Origin of the sequence: uncultured Maricaulis sp. (assembly GCF_963975345.1) — a bacterium.
Lineage (GTDB): Bacteria > Pseudomonadota > Alphaproteobacteria > Caulobacterales > Maricaulaceae > Maricaulis.
Map to the genome: position 1 here is coordinate 74,157 of NZ_CAXBGE010000010.1, position 14,120 is coordinate 88,276.

18 protein-coding genes and 1 tRNA gene are annotated in these 14,120 nt (G+C 61.1%); 9 read left to right on the forward strand and 10 right to left on the reverse strand.

The features are described from left to right. Positions 1-53: 53 nt before the first annotated feature. The 3 genes from AAC029_RS11805 to AAC029_RS11815 all read left to right on the forward strand — a co-directional run bounded on the left by AAC029_RS11805 (position 54) and on the right by AAC029_RS11815 (position 1,404). A complete protein-coding gene (locus tag AAC029_RS11805) occupies positions 54-257 on the forward strand; it encodes a hypothetical protein (protein WP_339747956.1) in 204 nt (67 codons plus the stop codon). Between the two features lie 119 nt (positions 258-376). Beyond that, complete coding sequence (locus AAC029_RS11810; protein ID WP_339747959.1) at positions 377-898, forward strand: hypothetical protein; 522 nt, start codon at positions 377-379, stop codon at positions 896-898. A 134-nt stretch (positions 899-1,032) separates the two neighbouring features. Next, positions 1,033-1,404 (forward strand): hypothetical protein, encoded by a 372-nt coding sequence (locus tag AAC029_RS11815; RefSeq protein ID WP_339747962.1) that lies wholly within the window; start codon positions 1,033-1,035, stop codon positions 1,402-1,404. 7 nt (positions 1,405-1,411) lie between these two features. On the opposite strand, the gene queE is transcribed toward AAC029_RS11815, so the two are convergent. Together queE and queC are read right to left on the reverse strand one after the other, a co-directional pair. Next, entirely contained in the window at positions 1,412-2,041 is a 630-nt protein-coding gene (queE, locus tag AAC029_RS11820; RefSeq protein WP_339747965.1) for a 7-carboxy-7-deazaguanine synthase, read from the reverse strand. After that, a complete protein-coding gene (queC, locus tag AAC029_RS11825) occupies positions 2,038-2,757 on the reverse strand; it encodes a 7-cyano-7-deazaguanine synthase QueC (RefSeq protein ID WP_339747968.1) in 720 nt (239 codons plus the stop codon). The genes queE and queC overlap by 4 nt, the downstream gene beginning before the upstream one ends. 34 nt (positions 2,758-2,791) lie before the next feature. On the opposite strand from queC, the gene cutA reads away from it, so the two are divergent. From cutA to AAC029_RS11845, 4 genes are all read left to right on the forward strand, one after another. Then, the gene (gene cutA, locus AAC029_RS11830; protein ID WP_339747971.1) at positions 2,792-3,124 is read left to right on the forward strand and encodes a divalent-cation tolerance protein CutA; all 333 of its coding nucleotides are present in this window, start codon (positions 2,792-2,794) and stop codon (positions 3,122-3,124) included. A gap of 185 nt (positions 3,125-3,309) precedes the next feature. Then, positions 3,310-3,675 carry a UrcA family protein gene (locus AAC029_RS11835; protein ID WP_339747974.1) on the forward strand — a complete coding sequence of 122 codons (366 nt, stop codon included), beginning with the start codon at positions 3,310-3,312 and terminating at the stop codon, positions 3,673-3,675. Next, positions 3,672-4,730 carry a helix-turn-helix domain-containing protein gene (locus tag AAC029_RS11840; protein WP_339747977.1) on the forward strand — a complete coding sequence of 353 codons (1,059 nt, stop codon included), beginning with the start codon at positions 3,672-3,674 and terminating at the stop codon, positions 4,728-4,730. Before AAC029_RS11835 ends, AAC029_RS11840 begins: the two co-directional genes overlap by 4 nt. 140 nt (positions 4,731-4,870) lie before the next feature. Then, positions 4,871-5,695 (forward strand): sterol desaturase family protein, encoded by an 825-nt coding sequence (locus AAC029_RS11845; protein ID WP_339747980.1) that lies wholly within the window; start codon positions 4,871-4,873, stop codon positions 5,693-5,695. 75 nt (positions 5,696-5,770) lie between these two features. Here AAC029_RS11845 and AAC029_RS11850 read toward each other — a convergent pair whose 3' ends face one another. The 4 genes from AAC029_RS11850 to AAC029_RS11865 all read right to left on the reverse strand — a co-directional run bounded on the left by AAC029_RS11850 (position 5,771) and on the right by AAC029_RS11865 (position 8,816). Next, positions 5,771-6,031 carry a hypothetical protein gene (locus AAC029_RS11850; protein ID WP_339747983.1) on the reverse strand — a complete coding sequence of 87 codons (261 nt, stop codon included), beginning with the start codon at positions 6,029-6,031 and terminating at the stop codon, positions 5,771-5,773. A 130-nt stretch (positions 6,032-6,161) separates the two neighbouring features. Continuing rightward, a tRNA-Met gene (locus AAC029_RS11855) sits at positions 6,162-6,238 on the reverse strand. Positions 6,239-6,329: 91 nt separating this feature from the next. Beyond that, positions 6,330-8,387: a methyl-accepting chemotaxis protein gene (locus AAC029_RS11860; protein WP_339747986.1), complete on the reverse strand. Its 2,058-nt coding sequence runs from the start codon at positions 8,385-8,387 to the stop codon at positions 6,330-6,332. 132 nt (positions 8,388-8,519) lie between these two features. Continuing rightward, entirely contained in the window at positions 8,520-8,816 is a 297-nt protein-coding gene (locus AAC029_RS11865) for an energy transducer TonB (RefSeq protein ID WP_339747989.1), read from the reverse strand. A gap of 354 nt (positions 8,817-9,170) precedes the next feature. Here AAC029_RS11865 and AAC029_RS11870 point away from each other — a divergent pair, with 354 nt between their 5' ends. Beyond that, positions 9,171-10,250, forward strand: coding sequence for an Ldh family oxidoreductase (locus tag AAC029_RS11870; RefSeq protein WP_339747992.1), 1,080 nt, complete (start codon positions 9,171-9,173; stop codon positions 10,248-10,250). Here AAC029_RS11870 and AAC029_RS11875 read toward each other — a convergent pair. The 4 genes from AAC029_RS11875 to AAC029_RS11890 form a co-directional block, all read right to left on the reverse strand. Further along, entirely contained in the window at positions 10,235-10,717 is a 483-nt protein-coding gene (locus tag AAC029_RS11875) for a thioesterase family protein (protein WP_339747995.1), read from the reverse strand. The two genes, AAC029_RS11870 and AAC029_RS11875, sit on opposite strands and share 16 nt — an antisense overlap. A gap of 81 nt (positions 10,718-10,798) precedes the next feature. Further along, a complete protein-coding gene (locus tag AAC029_RS11880) occupies positions 10,799-11,200 on the reverse strand; it encodes a hypothetical protein (protein ID WP_339747998.1) in 402 nt (133 codons plus the stop codon). A 39-nt stretch (positions 11,201-11,239) separates the two neighbouring features. Further along, positions 11,240-12,670: a dihydrolipoyl dehydrogenase gene (lpdA, locus tag AAC029_RS11885; RefSeq protein ID WP_339748000.1), complete on the reverse strand. Its 1,431-nt coding sequence runs from the start codon at positions 12,668-12,670 to the stop codon at positions 11,240-11,242. Positions 12,671-12,754: 84 nt separating this feature from the next. Next, positions 12,755-13,297 carry a 2'-5' RNA ligase family protein gene (locus tag AAC029_RS11890; protein ID WP_339748002.1) on the reverse strand — a complete coding sequence of 181 codons (543 nt, stop codon included), beginning with the start codon at positions 13,295-13,297 and terminating at the stop codon, positions 12,755-12,757. 350 nt (positions 13,298-13,647) lie between these two features. Here AAC029_RS11890 and AAC029_RS11895 point away from each other — a divergent pair, with 350 nt between their 5' ends. Then, a complete protein-coding gene (locus AAC029_RS11895; protein WP_339748004.1) occupies positions 13,648-14,100 on the forward strand; it encodes a peptidase S1 in 453 nt (150 codons plus the stop codon). Positions 14,101-14,120 lie beyond the last annotated feature (20 nt).

Below are 14,120 nucleotides of genomic sequence, written 5' to 3' on the forward strand. Positions count from 1 at the left end.
CTAATGCAAGGCCTGTGGGCGAAGGGTGGCGGTGCCGATATCTGGAGACTGCCATGAAATACCTTCGCCCCATCCTGCTTCTCGCCCTGCTTGCTCCGGCGCTGTCGGGCTGCGTCGTCATCGGTGCGACGGCGCTGGTGGCCGATGTAGCCCTCGGCACAGCCGGTGCCGCCGTCAAGACGGTCGGGGCCGTCGGCGGCGCCGCCGTTGATCTGGTGCTGCCAGACTCCGATGATGACTCCGACGACAATCGGTAAGCCTACGAGAATTTAATCTGGTTTCCGGACGCGCTGACTACCAGCCCTCTAACAAATCCGCGCCTGACCTGCTATGTTGGTGGCTTGGGGAATATGGACTTGGATTTATGGAGGCGCACATGTTGCGGCTAATGACGACGACACTCTCCCTCGCAGCCCTAACGGCACTGTCTTTGACGGCCGGAGCGGCACTGGCAGCAGAACCTGTCACCATCGCCCCGATCCAGATCGGCGCTGAATTGGCCGACAAGGCCGACGATATCGGTGAACGTGAGTTTGATCGGCTTCGGCAGATCCTGCGCGGTGATCTCGAGCGCGAACTGGCCGGTCATCTCGGCGAGAATGGTTCGACCCTCTATGTCACCATCCTCGACGCGACCCCTAATCGTCCCACCCTGGAACAATTGAGCGCCACACCCGGCCTGAGTATGGAAAGCATCAGCATTGGCGGCGCGAGCATCGAGGCCGAGCTGGTTTCCGCATCGGGCGAAAAACTTCAGAACTTCAGCTATTCTTGGCAATCCTATAATATCGTCAACGTGGTCGGATCCGGCACCTGGACCGATGCGCGCCGCGCTTTCAACCGCTTTGCCGGCGATGTCGGGAATGGGGTTGAAGCCCGCGACGCCAACCCGTCCTGAACACGAACCAACGCGGAACTTGCCCAAGACTTGCAATGAAAGAGGCGCGTCAGCAATGACGCGCCTTTATCTTTGGTGGACTCAAGGCGCCCATGGCGCGATGATCCTGCCAGAGCCGGTTTGGGGGAAACGGCATGTTGGCCACGAGTTTGATTCCATTATTTGCGTTGTTTTTGGTGTCTGACGCGGCGGAAGCCCCGTCACGCCAGACGATGACGCGTGAAATCGTGCGTTCCTGCGTCGCCCAGGTCGGCACCCAGTCCCACGACCCGGTTCCGTCCTGCGCCTGCACAGCCGGTTGGCTCTCGGCGCAGCTGAACTATCGCGATTTTTACGTCGTCGGTCGCATGTACCGCTTTGCAACAGACCCGGCAGGGATGGAAACCGAAGTCGCCCGCCTGGTGCGCGAGAGCGGTTATGCGCCAGCGGAAATCCTGCGCATCGCGCGTTTCCTGCAGGACTCCGAGGCAGACATGACGGCCGCCTGCGGCTTCCTCGAACGCTGAACCGTATTCAAGGCGCCCCGATCCACTTATGCGTCTGCAGGCTGAGCGTCCATTGCGGATGCGCGATGCAATATTCAAACGCCGCTTGGGCATTCTCCATCATCGTGGCGCCATCCATGGGCTGCAACGAAAAGCGTTTGAAATCCCACCCGAGATAGTCGGCCGGATCGAGACCGGGCTGGGGGAAGACCAGTTTCAATTCATGACCGCTGCGCTGAACCACCGGTGCCTTGCCCTTCGGACTGACGGTGATCCAGTCAATCCCCTCCGGCGCGATCAGCGTACCATTGGTCTCTATCGCGATTTCAAAGCCCGCCGCATGCAGGGCATCAATCAGGCGCGCGTCGAGCTGTAGCAGGGGCTCACCGCCGGTACAGACCACCAGCGGCTTGCCGCCACCCGGCCACATCGCCGCGACCGCCGCCACCAGCTCGGCCGGTGTCTCAAAGCGTCCGCCGCCCGGCCCGTCCATGCCAATGAAATCAGTATCGCAAAAATTACAAACAGCGGTCGCGCGATCCTGTTCGCGGCCACTCCACAGATTGCAGCCGGCAAAGCGCAGAAAGACCGCCGGCCGGCCGGTCTGACCGCCCTCGCCCTGCACCGTCATGAAAATCTCTTTGACCGAATATTTCATGCTGCGGCCCCACTGCGCCATTGGCGCCAGCCGGCAGCGCGCAGATCGCAGGCCGGACAATCGCCGCAGCCATAACCCCATTCGTGCAATTCGCTGCGATCACCACGATAACAGCTATGCGTGCGGGTGCGGATGATCTCGACCAGCGCCTCGCCTCCCAGCTCCTGCGCCAGAACCCAGCTCTGCGCCTTGTCGAGCCACATCAATGGAGTCTCGATGCCGATATCGCTCGCCAACCCGAGGCTGAGCGTCTGCTGCATCGCGTCAATCGTGGCGCGGCGACAATCGGGATAGCCGGAGAAATCAGTTTCGCACATGCCGCCGACCATGACGCCATGCCCACGGCGGTAGGCGAGCGCCGAAGCGACGGTCAGGAACACCAGATTGCGGCCCGGTACGAATGTGCTCGGCAGACCATCCGCCGCCATCTCGATCGCCCGGTCGGCGGTCAGCGCACTCTCGGCGAGGGCGCCATAACCGGACAGGTCAACGACATGATCCGCGCCCAGCCGCGCCGCCCAATCGGGAAATGTCTCAACCAGTGCGGCGCGGACATCGAGCCGCGCCTGCATCTCGACATGATGACGCTGGCCGTAATCGAAGCCGACCGTCTCGACACGCTCGAAGCGTGCCAAGGCCCAAGCCAGGCAGGTTGCGGAATCCTGGCCGCCGGAGAAGAGTAGCAGTGCAGAGCTGGAGGTCGGTCGCGTATCCATGGCCGTTCTATAATCGCGCGAGCAGGGGATGGCCATGAGCAAGTATCGCTGGATCTACACCACATGGCCCGAGGCGGCGCTGGCGAAGCAGGTGGCTCAGACCCTGGTTGGCGAAGGCCTGTGTGCCTGCGCCAATATCCTGCCGGGCATGACGAGTGTCTATCGCTGGCAGGGCACAATCGAGACGGCAAGCGAGGTCGTCATGATCTTGAAAGTCAGCGAGCAGGCATCGAATCGCCTTCGCGCGCGTGTCCTCGCCCTGCACCCGGCGACCACCCCGTGCTATCTTGCCCTCGACATCAATACCGACGAGAGTTCGGATGATTTTCTCGTCTGGATTTCAAACCAATCAGCCGAAGCTCCGTAGGAAAACGCCACGGACCATCCGAGCTGTGCCTTGGGATAGGTCGAGTGTTTGGGCATGCGCGCCCATTCCAGAACATTTCCGAAAATCTCAGCGCGATATCCAAAACCATCGCGCAATTTCAATTTCGCGGAGATCGCCTCACCAGAGAAATGCGAACTGGCCTCCTCAAACCAAAGGAGAGTCTCATGTCTGCATTCCACACCCGCCCCATCCTGTCGGCGCTCGCCGCTTCCATGCTGCTGTCCGGCCCGGTCTCGGCACAGGCGCGATCAGTCAGCTTCGACCGCTCAGAGCTGAACAGCGAAGCCGGCGCAGCCCGCGTTCTCGAAAAGATCGACAGCGCCGCGCGCGCGGCCTGTCGCACCGAGAACCGCAATAGTGCCATGGAGGCACTCTCAAACCGTATCTGCGTCCGCGATACAGTGGCCCGCGCGGTTGCCGAAATCAGGTCACCCTGCCTCACCGACCTGGGGTCCGGATTGCTGACGCAACGAATATTGCTACTCTGCGCCGTGTCCGTCGTGCCCCGTGCCAATGAGGAGGTCCAGTGATCACAGAGCAAGCAGACGTTCTGGAACTTCTGGCGAGAGGGGCAGCCGCGGGCTTGTCCCTCCTGCTGGCAATCGTATTCTTCACACTGCGCAACGGCAATTGGGCCGCCAGGCTCGGAGGGCTATTTGCTTTGGGGACCGCGAGCTACTCCGTGTTCGGGTCTCCCTTGATCGCTGCAGCGCTTGCGCCCGCAGACCTGTTGCTCGCTCCGCTTTCGATCTTCAATGCCGTCTTCTTCTGGTGGTTCACGACCGCCCTCTTCGATGATCATTTTCAATGGCGCGTCTGGCGTTTCGTGCCGTTGATACTGGTGGCGATCCTCGCAACGGCGTTTTTCACAATACCGGCGCCTTCCGTTGCAGCGACCGCCGTAACGATCGCGTGGCAAATTCTGACTTTGGCCATCATGACCCATGCCGTTCTGCTCGCGATCCGCGATCTGCGCGATGACCTCGTCGAGCCTCGGCGGCAATTTCGCATTGCACTCACCGTTCTGGTCGCACTGGTCGGGATGGCCACCGCGATTATCGAAATTCTTTATTCCGATGGGAACATCCCCCCTAGAGCCGCTCAATTGCAGTCCGCCGCCCTGTTTGGCGTTTCACTGGCATTGTCTACCTGGATCCTGCAGGCGCGACCCAGTCTGTTCGCCGTGCCGCCACGGGGCAGGCCCAGAGGGTCACATCAAGCCAATATCGCGCCCGAGGACATCGCCCTCTCCCGACATCTGACCGAGTTGATGGCCGCTGGGATCTATCGGGAGTCGGTATTGACCGTTGGCGCGCTGGCAGAACGGTTGAAGACTCCTGAGCATCGGCTGCGCAAGTTGATCAACCAAGGGCTGGGATACCGAAACTTCTCAGGCTTCCTCAACACCTACAGGATTGCAGATGCTCAGGCCGTGCTTGCGGATCCCGAGCGAGCGCGCGATCAAATCCTCTTGATCGCTCTCGACCTTGGCTTCGGCTCGATCGCCCCGTTCAACCGGGCCTTCCGGGAAGCTACTGGCCAGACTCCGACCGCCTATCGCCGCAAGGCGCTGACGGAGGCATAGCGAATTTGAAATAGTCGCGTCATTTTTGCGAAGCATTGCGCACATTCGCAATCGCCGCGACCGCCCCAACACAAACCTTATCCTGAGTTCGACTTTCTCAGCCGGCCGTCGGTGGCCCGGAAATGAACACAGGAGTTTGCATGACGGACACTCTTCTATCACCCCCCGGGGTTCGCGCAGCTCTCGCCGAACTCGCACCGCAAATCCCAGAGTTCATACAAACCGACCTGATGCGATACATTCTCGGCGCGGGCGCGGTATTCCTGATTGTGAACATCGGGTTGGCAGGGCCGCTGCGATCTCGCAAGATCCGAGCGGACACGCCCGGTTGGCCGCAGATCGTTCGTGAAATTTTCGCCTCGCTACGCACGGTTCTTGTCTTTGCACTATTCGGTCTAGCCACAGCATTCGGCTACAGCATGGGGTGGGTGCGGATATATGAGGACGCTGGTGAGCTGGGCTGGCCCTATTTTGGCGTCTCGGTTCTGGCTATCATCGTGCTTCACGATGCGTGGTTCTACTGGACACACCGCATGATCCATCACCCCATCCTCTTCCGCAGATTACACCGCTTGCATCACCGCTCTTTCAACCCAACGCCCTGGACGTCCTATGCCTTCAACACGGGCGAAGCGGCGTTAAACGCGTTGTTCCTGCCTGTCGTGCTGACTGTGCTGCCCGTCTCATTTTTGGGAGTTGTCATATTCGTGACCCACATGATGATCCGCAACGCGATCGGGCATTGTGGTTATGAACTATTTCCCGCTGACCGTGACGGAAAACCGCTGTTCGGCTGGCTCACGACGGTGACGCATCACGATCTCCACCACTCGCAGGCCGGGTGGAATTACGGTTTGTATTTCTCGTGGTGGGATCGATGGATGCGGACGGAAAACCCGAGCTATCTCGAAACATTTGCCAGCGCCGTGTCGGCCAAACCAGTCGAGTCGCCCGCCAAGGCATGATGGCGGATCAGGCGTCGCTCTGCGATTTTGCGCCTGGATCGAACGAGCCGTCAGCGACCATGCTTGAGCGGGAAATCAGGTCTCAGGGTCGGTATCGATGACGGCGTCATGGGCCGATTCGTCGAAGCCACGGCGGCGGCCGATGATGAAGACGGTCGACAGGACGACACCGAGTATTGTGGAGAACGTGACGCCAAGCCCAAGCGCGAACCAGCCATGCCCGCTCATATGCATGGTCGGCAGTTCAGCATAGCCGAGAACGAGATAGACGATCAGCGCGATGACGACGATGCCGACCATGCCGATCAGCAGCCGATTGGATGAAAAGAGTCTCATGGGACCACCTCTTTGATTGTCCTATGGTCTAGTCTTTTCAGCGCGGATGTCACGGCCTGTCAGGCCAAGCGCGCGCAAATGCCACAGCCCGATGGGCGCGCCGGTCCTGCCGTATCGGGAGAGAAGATGTTGGTAGCGGGAGGGAGACTTGAACTCCCGACCTCAAGATTATGAGTCCTGCGCTCTAACCAGCTGAGCTACCCCGCCACACCCTCTGCAAGCAGAGAGGCACGCCCTATACGCGGACCGCCCGCAGCTGACAAGCCACGGGCGGTCCCTGATTTCAGTTGACTGCAGATCAGGCCGAACGGACCTCGGTGAGGAATTGCTCGACGGAGGTTTTCAGGCTGCCGGACTGACGTGAAACTGCCAGCGAAGCTTCAAGAACCTCGCCCGCACTTTCGCCGGTTTCCGAGGTCGCCCGATCGACTTCCTGGATATTGGCGAACACGTCTCGCGTACCGTCGGCGGCTTCCTGGGCCGAGCGGGTGATCTCGCCGGCCGCAGCACGCTGCTCTTCCATCGCCGCAGCAATGGCCGTCGCGATTTCGCTCATCTCGTGGATCGTGCTGCCGATCGAGGACATCGCCTCGACCGCCTTTGAGGTCGCACTCTGGATGCCGGAAATATGCTTCGAGATATTCTGCGTCGCCGCACCGGTCTGACTGGCCAAGGCTTTCACTTCGGAGGCCACCACGGCAAAGCCCTTGCCGGCTTCACCAGCACGGGCCGCTTCAATCGTGGCGTTGAGCGCGAGGAGATTGGTCTGCTCGGCGATGTCGCTAATCAGGCCAACAATGTCATTGATGCTCTTGGCGGCGTCGTCGAGGCGTTGCACATCGCCATTGGTGCGTTCAACCTGATCGACGGCGCTGCCGGCGATCTGGGTCGAGCGGGCGATCTGCTGACTGATTTCACCGATCGAAGACACCATTTCTTCTGCCGCCGCCGCGACGGTCTGGACGTTTTGTGACGCGCCTTCAGAAGCATGTGCCACGGCGGCGGATTTGCCGGTGGTGGCCGCAGCGGTTGAACTCATGGTGCGAGCGGCCGCTTCCATCTGGGTCGCGGCGGCGCTGACCTGACCGATGGCGTCGGCAGACGCTTCTTCGAACGCCTGGATCAAGCTCTCGACCGCAGCCGAACGCTTTTCTTTCATCCGACGCTCGGCTTCGGTTTCTGATTCCAGACGAGCGCGCTCAATCGCATTCTGACGGAAGACATCGACCGACCGGGCCATATCACCGATTTCGTCATTGCCGGGCGTGAAGCCCAGATTGACGTCGCTATTGCCCTCGGCCAACGCTCTCATCGTGCGGGCCATGGCGCTGATGCGCTTGAGCAGGGTCATATTGACGTAGAACCAGCCAATACCGGCCGCAATGACAAGCCCGACAGCAGCAATGACGATCAGCAGGATGCGGCCGGTAACGACGGCAGAATTGGCGGCATAGGTCGCCACATCAACCCGACCGGCAACCTCTCGCTTGAAATCACTGACATGCGAGACGAGTGAGTCGGCGGCAGCACGCGATTCATCCGAGAAGCTTTCAGCTTCAGCGATCGCATCCAACTCGGCCTTGCGCAGTTCAAATACACCTTGAGCGCCGTCGCCGTAACCGATCAAAATATCCGCTTGGTCGCGGATCGCGGGCGAGACTTCACTTTGAAGGATTGCCAGATTGACGTCGAGCTCGCCAGCAGCTTCGTCATAACGATCATAAATACTGTCGACCTCTTCATCACTGGCCGCGACGTCGAGTTCATTATACTGGATCAGCATCTGGTTTGCCGCGAGCAAGGCGCGAAGCAGGCTCTCGATATCGGCATCGTCGCTGACGTCAAGCGCACCTTCGATGCTACTGGCCAAACTCGCTCGCGTCTGACGCGCTTGGTTGGTTGCGTCGCGCCGCAGATTTCGAACGCTGAGCCGCTGGTCGACCACAGTATTCATACCCTCGACCATGCCCGACAATTCGGTGACCGCGCCAGTCAAGGTCGCAATCTCGGCCTCACTCGACAAGACGCGCAGCGCTTCCAGCTGGGGTGCCATGCCGTCGCGAAGCGTAACAGCGCGGTTGAAATTTTCGACCCGGACCACAGCGGTCGGCGATAAGGCGAGTTCCTGCAGCACAGCACTGACGCCCTGGCTGGATTCGCTGAGCGCATCGACCGCCAGTGTTTCGGGAATGGCGCGACTGGTAATCTGACCAACCGCTGAATTGGTTGAGTTGAAGCCCGTCACACCAACGATCACAGCGACGAGTGTCATTGCGGAGGACAGGGCGAAAGCGGCCAAGAGCCGAAATTTGACGCTGGACGTTTTTTCAACAAGTCCGGCAAATACTGAAGTCATGACTTCGGCCCTCTATGGTTAATGGCCTCGATGAAAAGTTACGGGCGACGCTAACGCGCCGCCCGTAAATGAAACCTTATGATGCTGCAGATCGCCGGATTCTTTTGTCGGCTGACCTTGCTTCCCGGGTCGTTAGCCGCCCAGGTTGAAGTCGAAACGTGTGGTCAGGCCTTCGGTCGAAACCGCAGCAGGCGCATAGCTCCAACCCTCGATGGCGTGCAGGACGGCGCGGTCGAACACGCCCTCGGGCTGAGCCTCAACGACTGTCGGATTTTCAACAGTGCCATCCGGCGAGACCGTGTACTGGACGACGGCATAACCCTCGACGCCGCGACGCTCTGCACCGCGTGGATAATCTGGCGCTTCAACACTCGTACGTTCGCGGTCCTGAGCGAACGCCGGAGTCGCCGAAAAGGCCATGGTGGACATTGCCACCGCCAAAATCATGGTTCCCGTTTTATACATCGACTTACCCTTCATCCATTTTGCATACGCCGCCCGGAATTTTTTCCGTGTCCGGCACCGTGTTGATGTCTTCCAGGCAGGTCTTGCCCGGCACGAGGACAATGCCCCAAACCGGTTGCGAAACATTTAAGTACGCCACGAACATTTGACGCAGTGCTGATTTTTTTTCACGTAGGAGGAAGAATTCGGCGCGTGGTCACGCTTGCAAGGCGCGGGATGGCCGATCCGGCTCGCATCATCTGTCGCGACTGGCTATGGTCCGAGCGTGACTGTGCCCAGGCTGGCGGTCACGACCCGTCATCGCCGAGGTGAAACTGTATGAACGCCAAGGATATCCGACTGCCCGCTGCGCAGATGACCGCCTTTGCTGCCGCACTGTTGCAAGCGGCCGGAGCGCGACCCGCTGATGCAATAGCCGTTGCGGAGCATCTGACGGCGTCCAGTCTGGCCGGGCATGACAGCAATGGTATTGACCTGCTGCCGGCCTGGCTCGACCAGACCGACAAGAAATTCGTCAAGCTCGACAGTGCCGAGCGAGTCTTGGCCGAAACGGCGATCATTCTGCGCGTCGATGCTGATGGCGGCTGGGGCCCACCCGCCGCGACAAAGTTGATTGAGCGAGCCGGCGCCAAGGCGATCGAACACGGTTTGGCGGCAGCGACGCTGGGCGATGTCCATGATCTCGGCCGCATTGGTGCCTATGGTGAGCAGGCTGCGGCCGCCGGTCTGGCGGCAATTCTGTTCGTCAATGTCACCGGCCAGCCCCCCATCGTGGCACCATTTCACGGCTCGGACGCCCGCTTCGGCACCGATCCGATCTGCATCGCCTTTACGGCCACGCCGCAGCGTTCAGCCTTCGTACTCGACATGGCGACTAGCCGTATCTCGCTGGGCCGGCTGAAGATGGCCGCCGCCCGCGGCCAGGACATCCCGTCCGGCTCTTTGATCAATGAGCATGGCATGCCGACCACCGACCCGTCGGGCATGAGCGGTGATCCACGCAAGGGCGCTCTCACCCCGATGGGACGCCATAAAGGCTATGGTCTCGCTCTGGCGTGCGAACTGCTGGGGGGCGTCTTGTCCGGCGGCGGCACGATCCAGCCGGAGCAACCGCGTGAGGGCGCCGTGCGCAATGGCCTGTTCGCGATCCTGATCAATCCGGCCCTGTTCGGCGAGGCCGGATGGATGGAGCATGAGATCGAGGCGATGGCCGATTACGCCCTCGGCTCGCCGCCGATGGATTGGGACAGTCCGGTTCTCTATCCCGGCGATCCGGAACGGGCCCTGCGCGGCAAGCGGCTGCGGGACGGGATTCCGGTAGACCCTGAGCTTGTGGCCGAGCTCAATGAGACAGCGGCGGCCAGAGGCCTCAAGCTGAGGCTTCAGCCCGGCACCTGAAACAAATCCAGCACATCGCGGCCGATCCGCATCGGGCGGCGGGTGGCGCGGTTGATGCGGCACCATTCGGTAACCGCCCGGGCGGAGAAGCGTTTGGCGCCGGGTTTGCGGATGTCGACATGGCGGTCGAAGCGCGGACCGCGAACCTCGCCGAGCCAGGTGCGGATTTCGGCACTCTCGCCGGGCAGGATCGGATCGCGGTATTCGATCGTGTGCTTGAGCGCGATCCAGACCTCGGCCTCGATCATCTTCGGCGTGGCAACGGCGTGCCAGTGGGTCACGGCGATATCCTGCACCCAGCGCAGATAGACGACATTATTGACATGACCGAGTTCGTCGAAATCAGACGCCTGCGGCGTGATCTGACGCAGCAGCGCGGTCTCGAAGGAGACACAGCCAAATCCCTCGCCCTCGGGCGTATTCTCCAGCGGCGCAATGACGCCAAAACCTGCTGACCCGTTCGTCATTCCACCCATACCTTCTCGCAAGGCCCTATCCATACGCGCCCGCCATCCCGGATGGGAAGTGTATGGCCGTTATGCGTCCGCCTAGATCGCACCCTTCTTGAGGTCCAGGGCATCTGAAATCCGCTCCAGCGCGCCCGCTTCCTGGGCGACGATCGCATTGTCGGCCACCACCGCGATTTGCGCAGCATGGATGACGGCGCGCTTGGCAATCCCGTTAGCGCTGACCGAAGCAATGAGTTCCAGGACGCGCTTGGCAGCGGTCTCGTAATCAGCCGCAAAAGCGCGTTCAATGGCTGGAAGCGCCGCTTCAAGGTCCGCTTTCGCGACCCCGGCCGGGACGTTCTTCGAGAGCAGCCCGTGAACCAACCGGACCTTTTCGGACTGCACATATTTGCCGTCTGAAAACGCGACCATGAGATAGGCCCCGCACAGGGCATGGGCGATGATCCCGGCCTCTGTCGAGGGCTTTTCGAAATTTGCCATTGGACCCGCTACTCCCCTGGTTCGCGCCCGGCGCGGCCTTTATTTCTTCGGCGCCGAAATATGGATCGGGTGCCCCAGTGCGGTCAGCACGCTTTCGGCGAAGCCTTCGGTCAGGGTCGGGTGGACGTGGATCGTGCCGGCGATGTCTTCCAGACGCGCGCCCATCTCGATGGCCAGGGCAAATTCGCCCGACAGCTCGGAGACATGGGTGCCCACAGCATGGATGCCGAGGATGACATGATCGCTTTCCCGCGCCGTGACGCGGACGAAACCGCCATCCGCTCCGGCTTCCATCGAGAGATAACGGCCCGAAGCGGCGAGCGGGAATTTGCCGGTGATGATCTCTTCGCCCTTGGCCTTGGCTTCGTCGGGCGTCATGCCGACACCGACGATTTCCGGCTCGGTGAAGCAGACGGCAGCAATCGAGACCGGATCGAACACCCGGCGATGGCCAGCGACCAGTTCGGCCACCATCTCGCCCTGGGCGGTGGCCTTGTGGGCCAGCAGTGGTTCGCCAATCACATCGCCGATCGCCCAGACGCCGCGCATGCCGGTGCGGCACTGGTCATCGACCTTGATGAAGCGGCCATCGACCAGCTCCAGCCCCATCGTCTCGACACCCCAGCCTGCCAGACAGGCCTTGCGGCCGACGGCGACGAGGATCTTGTCGGCTTCGATGCGCTGGGCCGCGCCCTTGGCGTCTTCGTATTCGAGGAAGGTCTTCTTGCCTTCGGTCACCACGCCCTTGGCCTTGCAGGACAGGTTCACATCAACCTTGTGCTTCTTCAGCCACATCGTGATCGGACGCGTGATTTCCTTGTCATAGATCGGCAGGATGGCCGGCGCGGCCTCGATAAAGGTCACCTCCGAGCCGAGCTTGCGCATCGCAATGCCCAGTTCCAGACCGATATAGCCGGCCCCAACAACGACGAGCTTTTTCGGCAGCTCGGTCAGATCGAGCGCCTGGGTCGAACCGATCACCGCGTCGCCAAACGGCAGGAAGGGCAGTTCGACCTCAACCGAGCCGGTGGCGAGAACGACATTCTCGGCGGTGATTTCGATCTGGCTGCCGTCCTCACAATCGACGACACAGGTCTTGGCGCCGGTGAATTTGGCCCAGCCTGAAATATGTTCGGCACCGGCCGCCTTGAGCAGGGTCGCGACGCCGCCGGTCAGCTTGGTGACGATGCCGTCTTTCCAGTCGGTCAGCTTGCCCATGTCGAGCACGGGCTTGGACGCGAGCGAGATGCCCAAGGGCGCGCCCTCGGCATGATCGCCCATATGCTCGAACTTGCTGGCCGCGTGGATGATCGCCTTCGACGGGATGCAGCCGCGATTGAGACAGGTGCCGCCCAGTCCGTCCTTGTCGACGATGACGACATCGAGCCCGAGCTGGCCGGCACGGATCGCCGCCGGATAGCCGCCGGGACCGCCGCCGACAATGAGAAGCTGGCAATTGCGTTGTTTCATCGTGAAGGCTCCATGGCGGCGGCAGTGATCATGAGCCGGGATTTAGCCGCTCGGCGCACAAAGGGAAAGGCCTGCACTGAGCCCTCAGCGCTCGCGGCCCAGCTCGATGCGTTCCAGCAGCTTCACCCGCTCGCCCTTCTGGCGGACGATCTGTACTGCACTGGCCCGGCAGCGCATCGAGAGGCCGGCCTCATTAATATCCCTGACCCGCACCTGCGAGGCCGCACCGTCCGAGCCGCGTCCGATGGTGATGTGCGGCATTGCGGCCGGGCCGGCACGCCGCTCCGGCGCAAGGGCACCGGCATAGAGCCGGTCCTGCAAGGCGCTCAGCGCCTCGCGACCTATGGTCGGAACCAGCCACTCCATCACGTCTTCGCTGTCGGCATTGGAATGTGAGACAGCCCTGTCCAACACGATCTCGAAGGGTTTCTGGCCCTCAAGCCGGGTCTGGGTTTCGCGGATGAGATCACCCGGTTTCCAGCCGTCTACCGGAAAGACGAGGGTGAAATGCGGCAGGACCTGATCGGCCAGGGCAGCGTCATGCTCGCGCCGCCAGAGCTGGATCTGCTCATAGTCCGCTAGCGCGAATTCGGGACATACCAAGGCGAGAAAGGTGGTGGCGGGCATGGTCAAGCCTACAAAAAGGGGGAGGAATGATGAGCGCGAAGGCGCCACAGTCCCATTTGCTGCACGCCGAAATGCCTGCGCGCGAATTATTCTTGTCCCCATTGCGTCTGCGAGTCCAGAAATAGGGAATGTCACCCCACCAAGCGGACACAGCGACATTGTCTAACCCTCCCGTCCGGAAAGCTTTGATGAAAGCGACGCGGTCTCGATCCAACCGCCCGTCCAATGCTCAGTGCCAAATGTAAGGTCAGTCGAGCCGTTCATCGTGCCGTCATCATGGACAGGCCACTGTGCAATGCATCAACCAACCGCCTTGTTCCGGCTGTCTTCTCCAGGGGAATCTCATGTCCATGAAAACTCTACTTGCCGCCGCTATTGCTGTCGCGGCGCTGACCGGTATCGCCTCAGCGCAGAACGTCTCGCTTGCGCCAACCTATGGCTCGGTCGCCCTCAATCCCGGCTTCATGCCTGACCCCTACCAGGCCCAGGTCGTGGCTGGCGGCTCGATCGACGCCTCATCGATTGACGGTAATTGTGTCGGCCTGATCGCCGATGCACCGGATTTCCGCCTGCAATACGGCGACGGCGGCTCGCAACTCTTCATCGGCGTCACCTCCGCGGCAGACACGACGCTGGTCGTCAACGGACCGGACGGCACCTGGTTTTGCGATGATGACACCAATGGCTTCAACCCGCTGATCGGCGGTCAGGGCGTCATGGCAGGCCAATATGATATCTGGGTTGGCACTTATGGTGACAGCACAGCACCCGCCACGCTCTTCATCACCGAATACGACCAGTAAGACTGCCGCATTGCGAAACG

Coding starts and splice junctions, on each gene's coding strand:
- AAC029_RS11805 (WP_339747956.1), top strand. CDS start 54: ATGAAATACCTTCGCCCCATCCTGCTTCTCGCCCTGCTTGCTCCGGCG.
- AAC029_RS11810 (WP_339747959.1), top strand. CDS start 377: ATGTTGCGGCTAATGACGACGACACTCTCCCTCGCAGCCCTAACGGCA.
- AAC029_RS11815 (WP_339747962.1), top strand. CDS start 1,033: ATGTTGGCCACGAGTTTGATTCCATTATTTGCGTTGTTTTTGGTGTCT.
- queE (WP_339747965.1), bottom strand. CDS start 2,041: ATGAAATATTCGGTCAAAGAGATTTTCATGACGGTGCAGGGCGAGGGC.
- queC (WP_339747968.1), bottom strand. CDS start 2,757: ATGGATACGCGACCGACCTCCAGCTCTGCACTGCTACTCTTCTCCGGC.
- cutA (WP_339747971.1), top strand. CDS start 2,792: ATGAGCAAGTATCGCTGGATCTACACCACATGGCCCGAGGCGGCGCTG.
- AAC029_RS11835 (WP_339747974.1), top strand. CDS start 3,310: ATGTCTGCATTCCACACCCGCCCCATCCTGTCGGCGCTCGCCGCTTCC.
- AAC029_RS11845 (WP_339747980.1), top strand. CDS start 4,871: ATGACGGACACTCTTCTATCACCCCCCGGGGTTCGCGCAGCTCTCGCC.
- AAC029_RS11850 (WP_339747983.1), bottom strand. CDS start 6,031: ATGAGACTCTTTTCATCCAATCGGCTGCTGATCGGCATGGTCGGCATC.
- AAC029_RS11860 (WP_339747986.1), bottom strand. CDS start 8,387: ATGACTTCAGTATTTGCCGGACTTGTTGAAAAAACGTCCAGCGTCAAA.
- AAC029_RS11865 (WP_339747989.1), bottom strand. CDS start 8,816: ATGTCCACCATGGCCTTTTCGGCGACTCCGGCGTTCGCTCAGGACCGC.
- AAC029_RS11870 (WP_339747992.1), top strand. CDS start 9,171: ATGAACGCCAAGGATATCCGACTGCCCGCTGCGCAGATGACCGCCTTT.
- AAC029_RS11875 (WP_339747995.1), bottom strand. CDS start 10,717: ATGACGAACGGGTCAGCAGGTTTTGGCGTCATTGCGCCGCTGGAGAAT.
- AAC029_RS11880 (WP_339747998.1), bottom strand. CDS start 11,200: ATGGCAAATTTCGAAAAGCCCTCGACAGAGGCCGGGATCATCGCCCAT.
- lpdA (WP_339748000.1), bottom strand. CDS start 12,670: ATGAAACAACGCAATTGCCAGCTTCTCATTGTCGGCGGCGGTCCCGGC.
- AAC029_RS11890 (WP_339748002.1), bottom strand. CDS start 13,297: ATGCCCGCCACCACCTTTCTCGCCTTGGTATGTCCCGAATTCGCGCTA.
- AAC029_RS11895 (WP_339748004.1), top strand. CDS start 13,648: ATGAAAACTCTACTTGCCGCCGCTATTGCTGTCGCGGCGCTGACCGGT.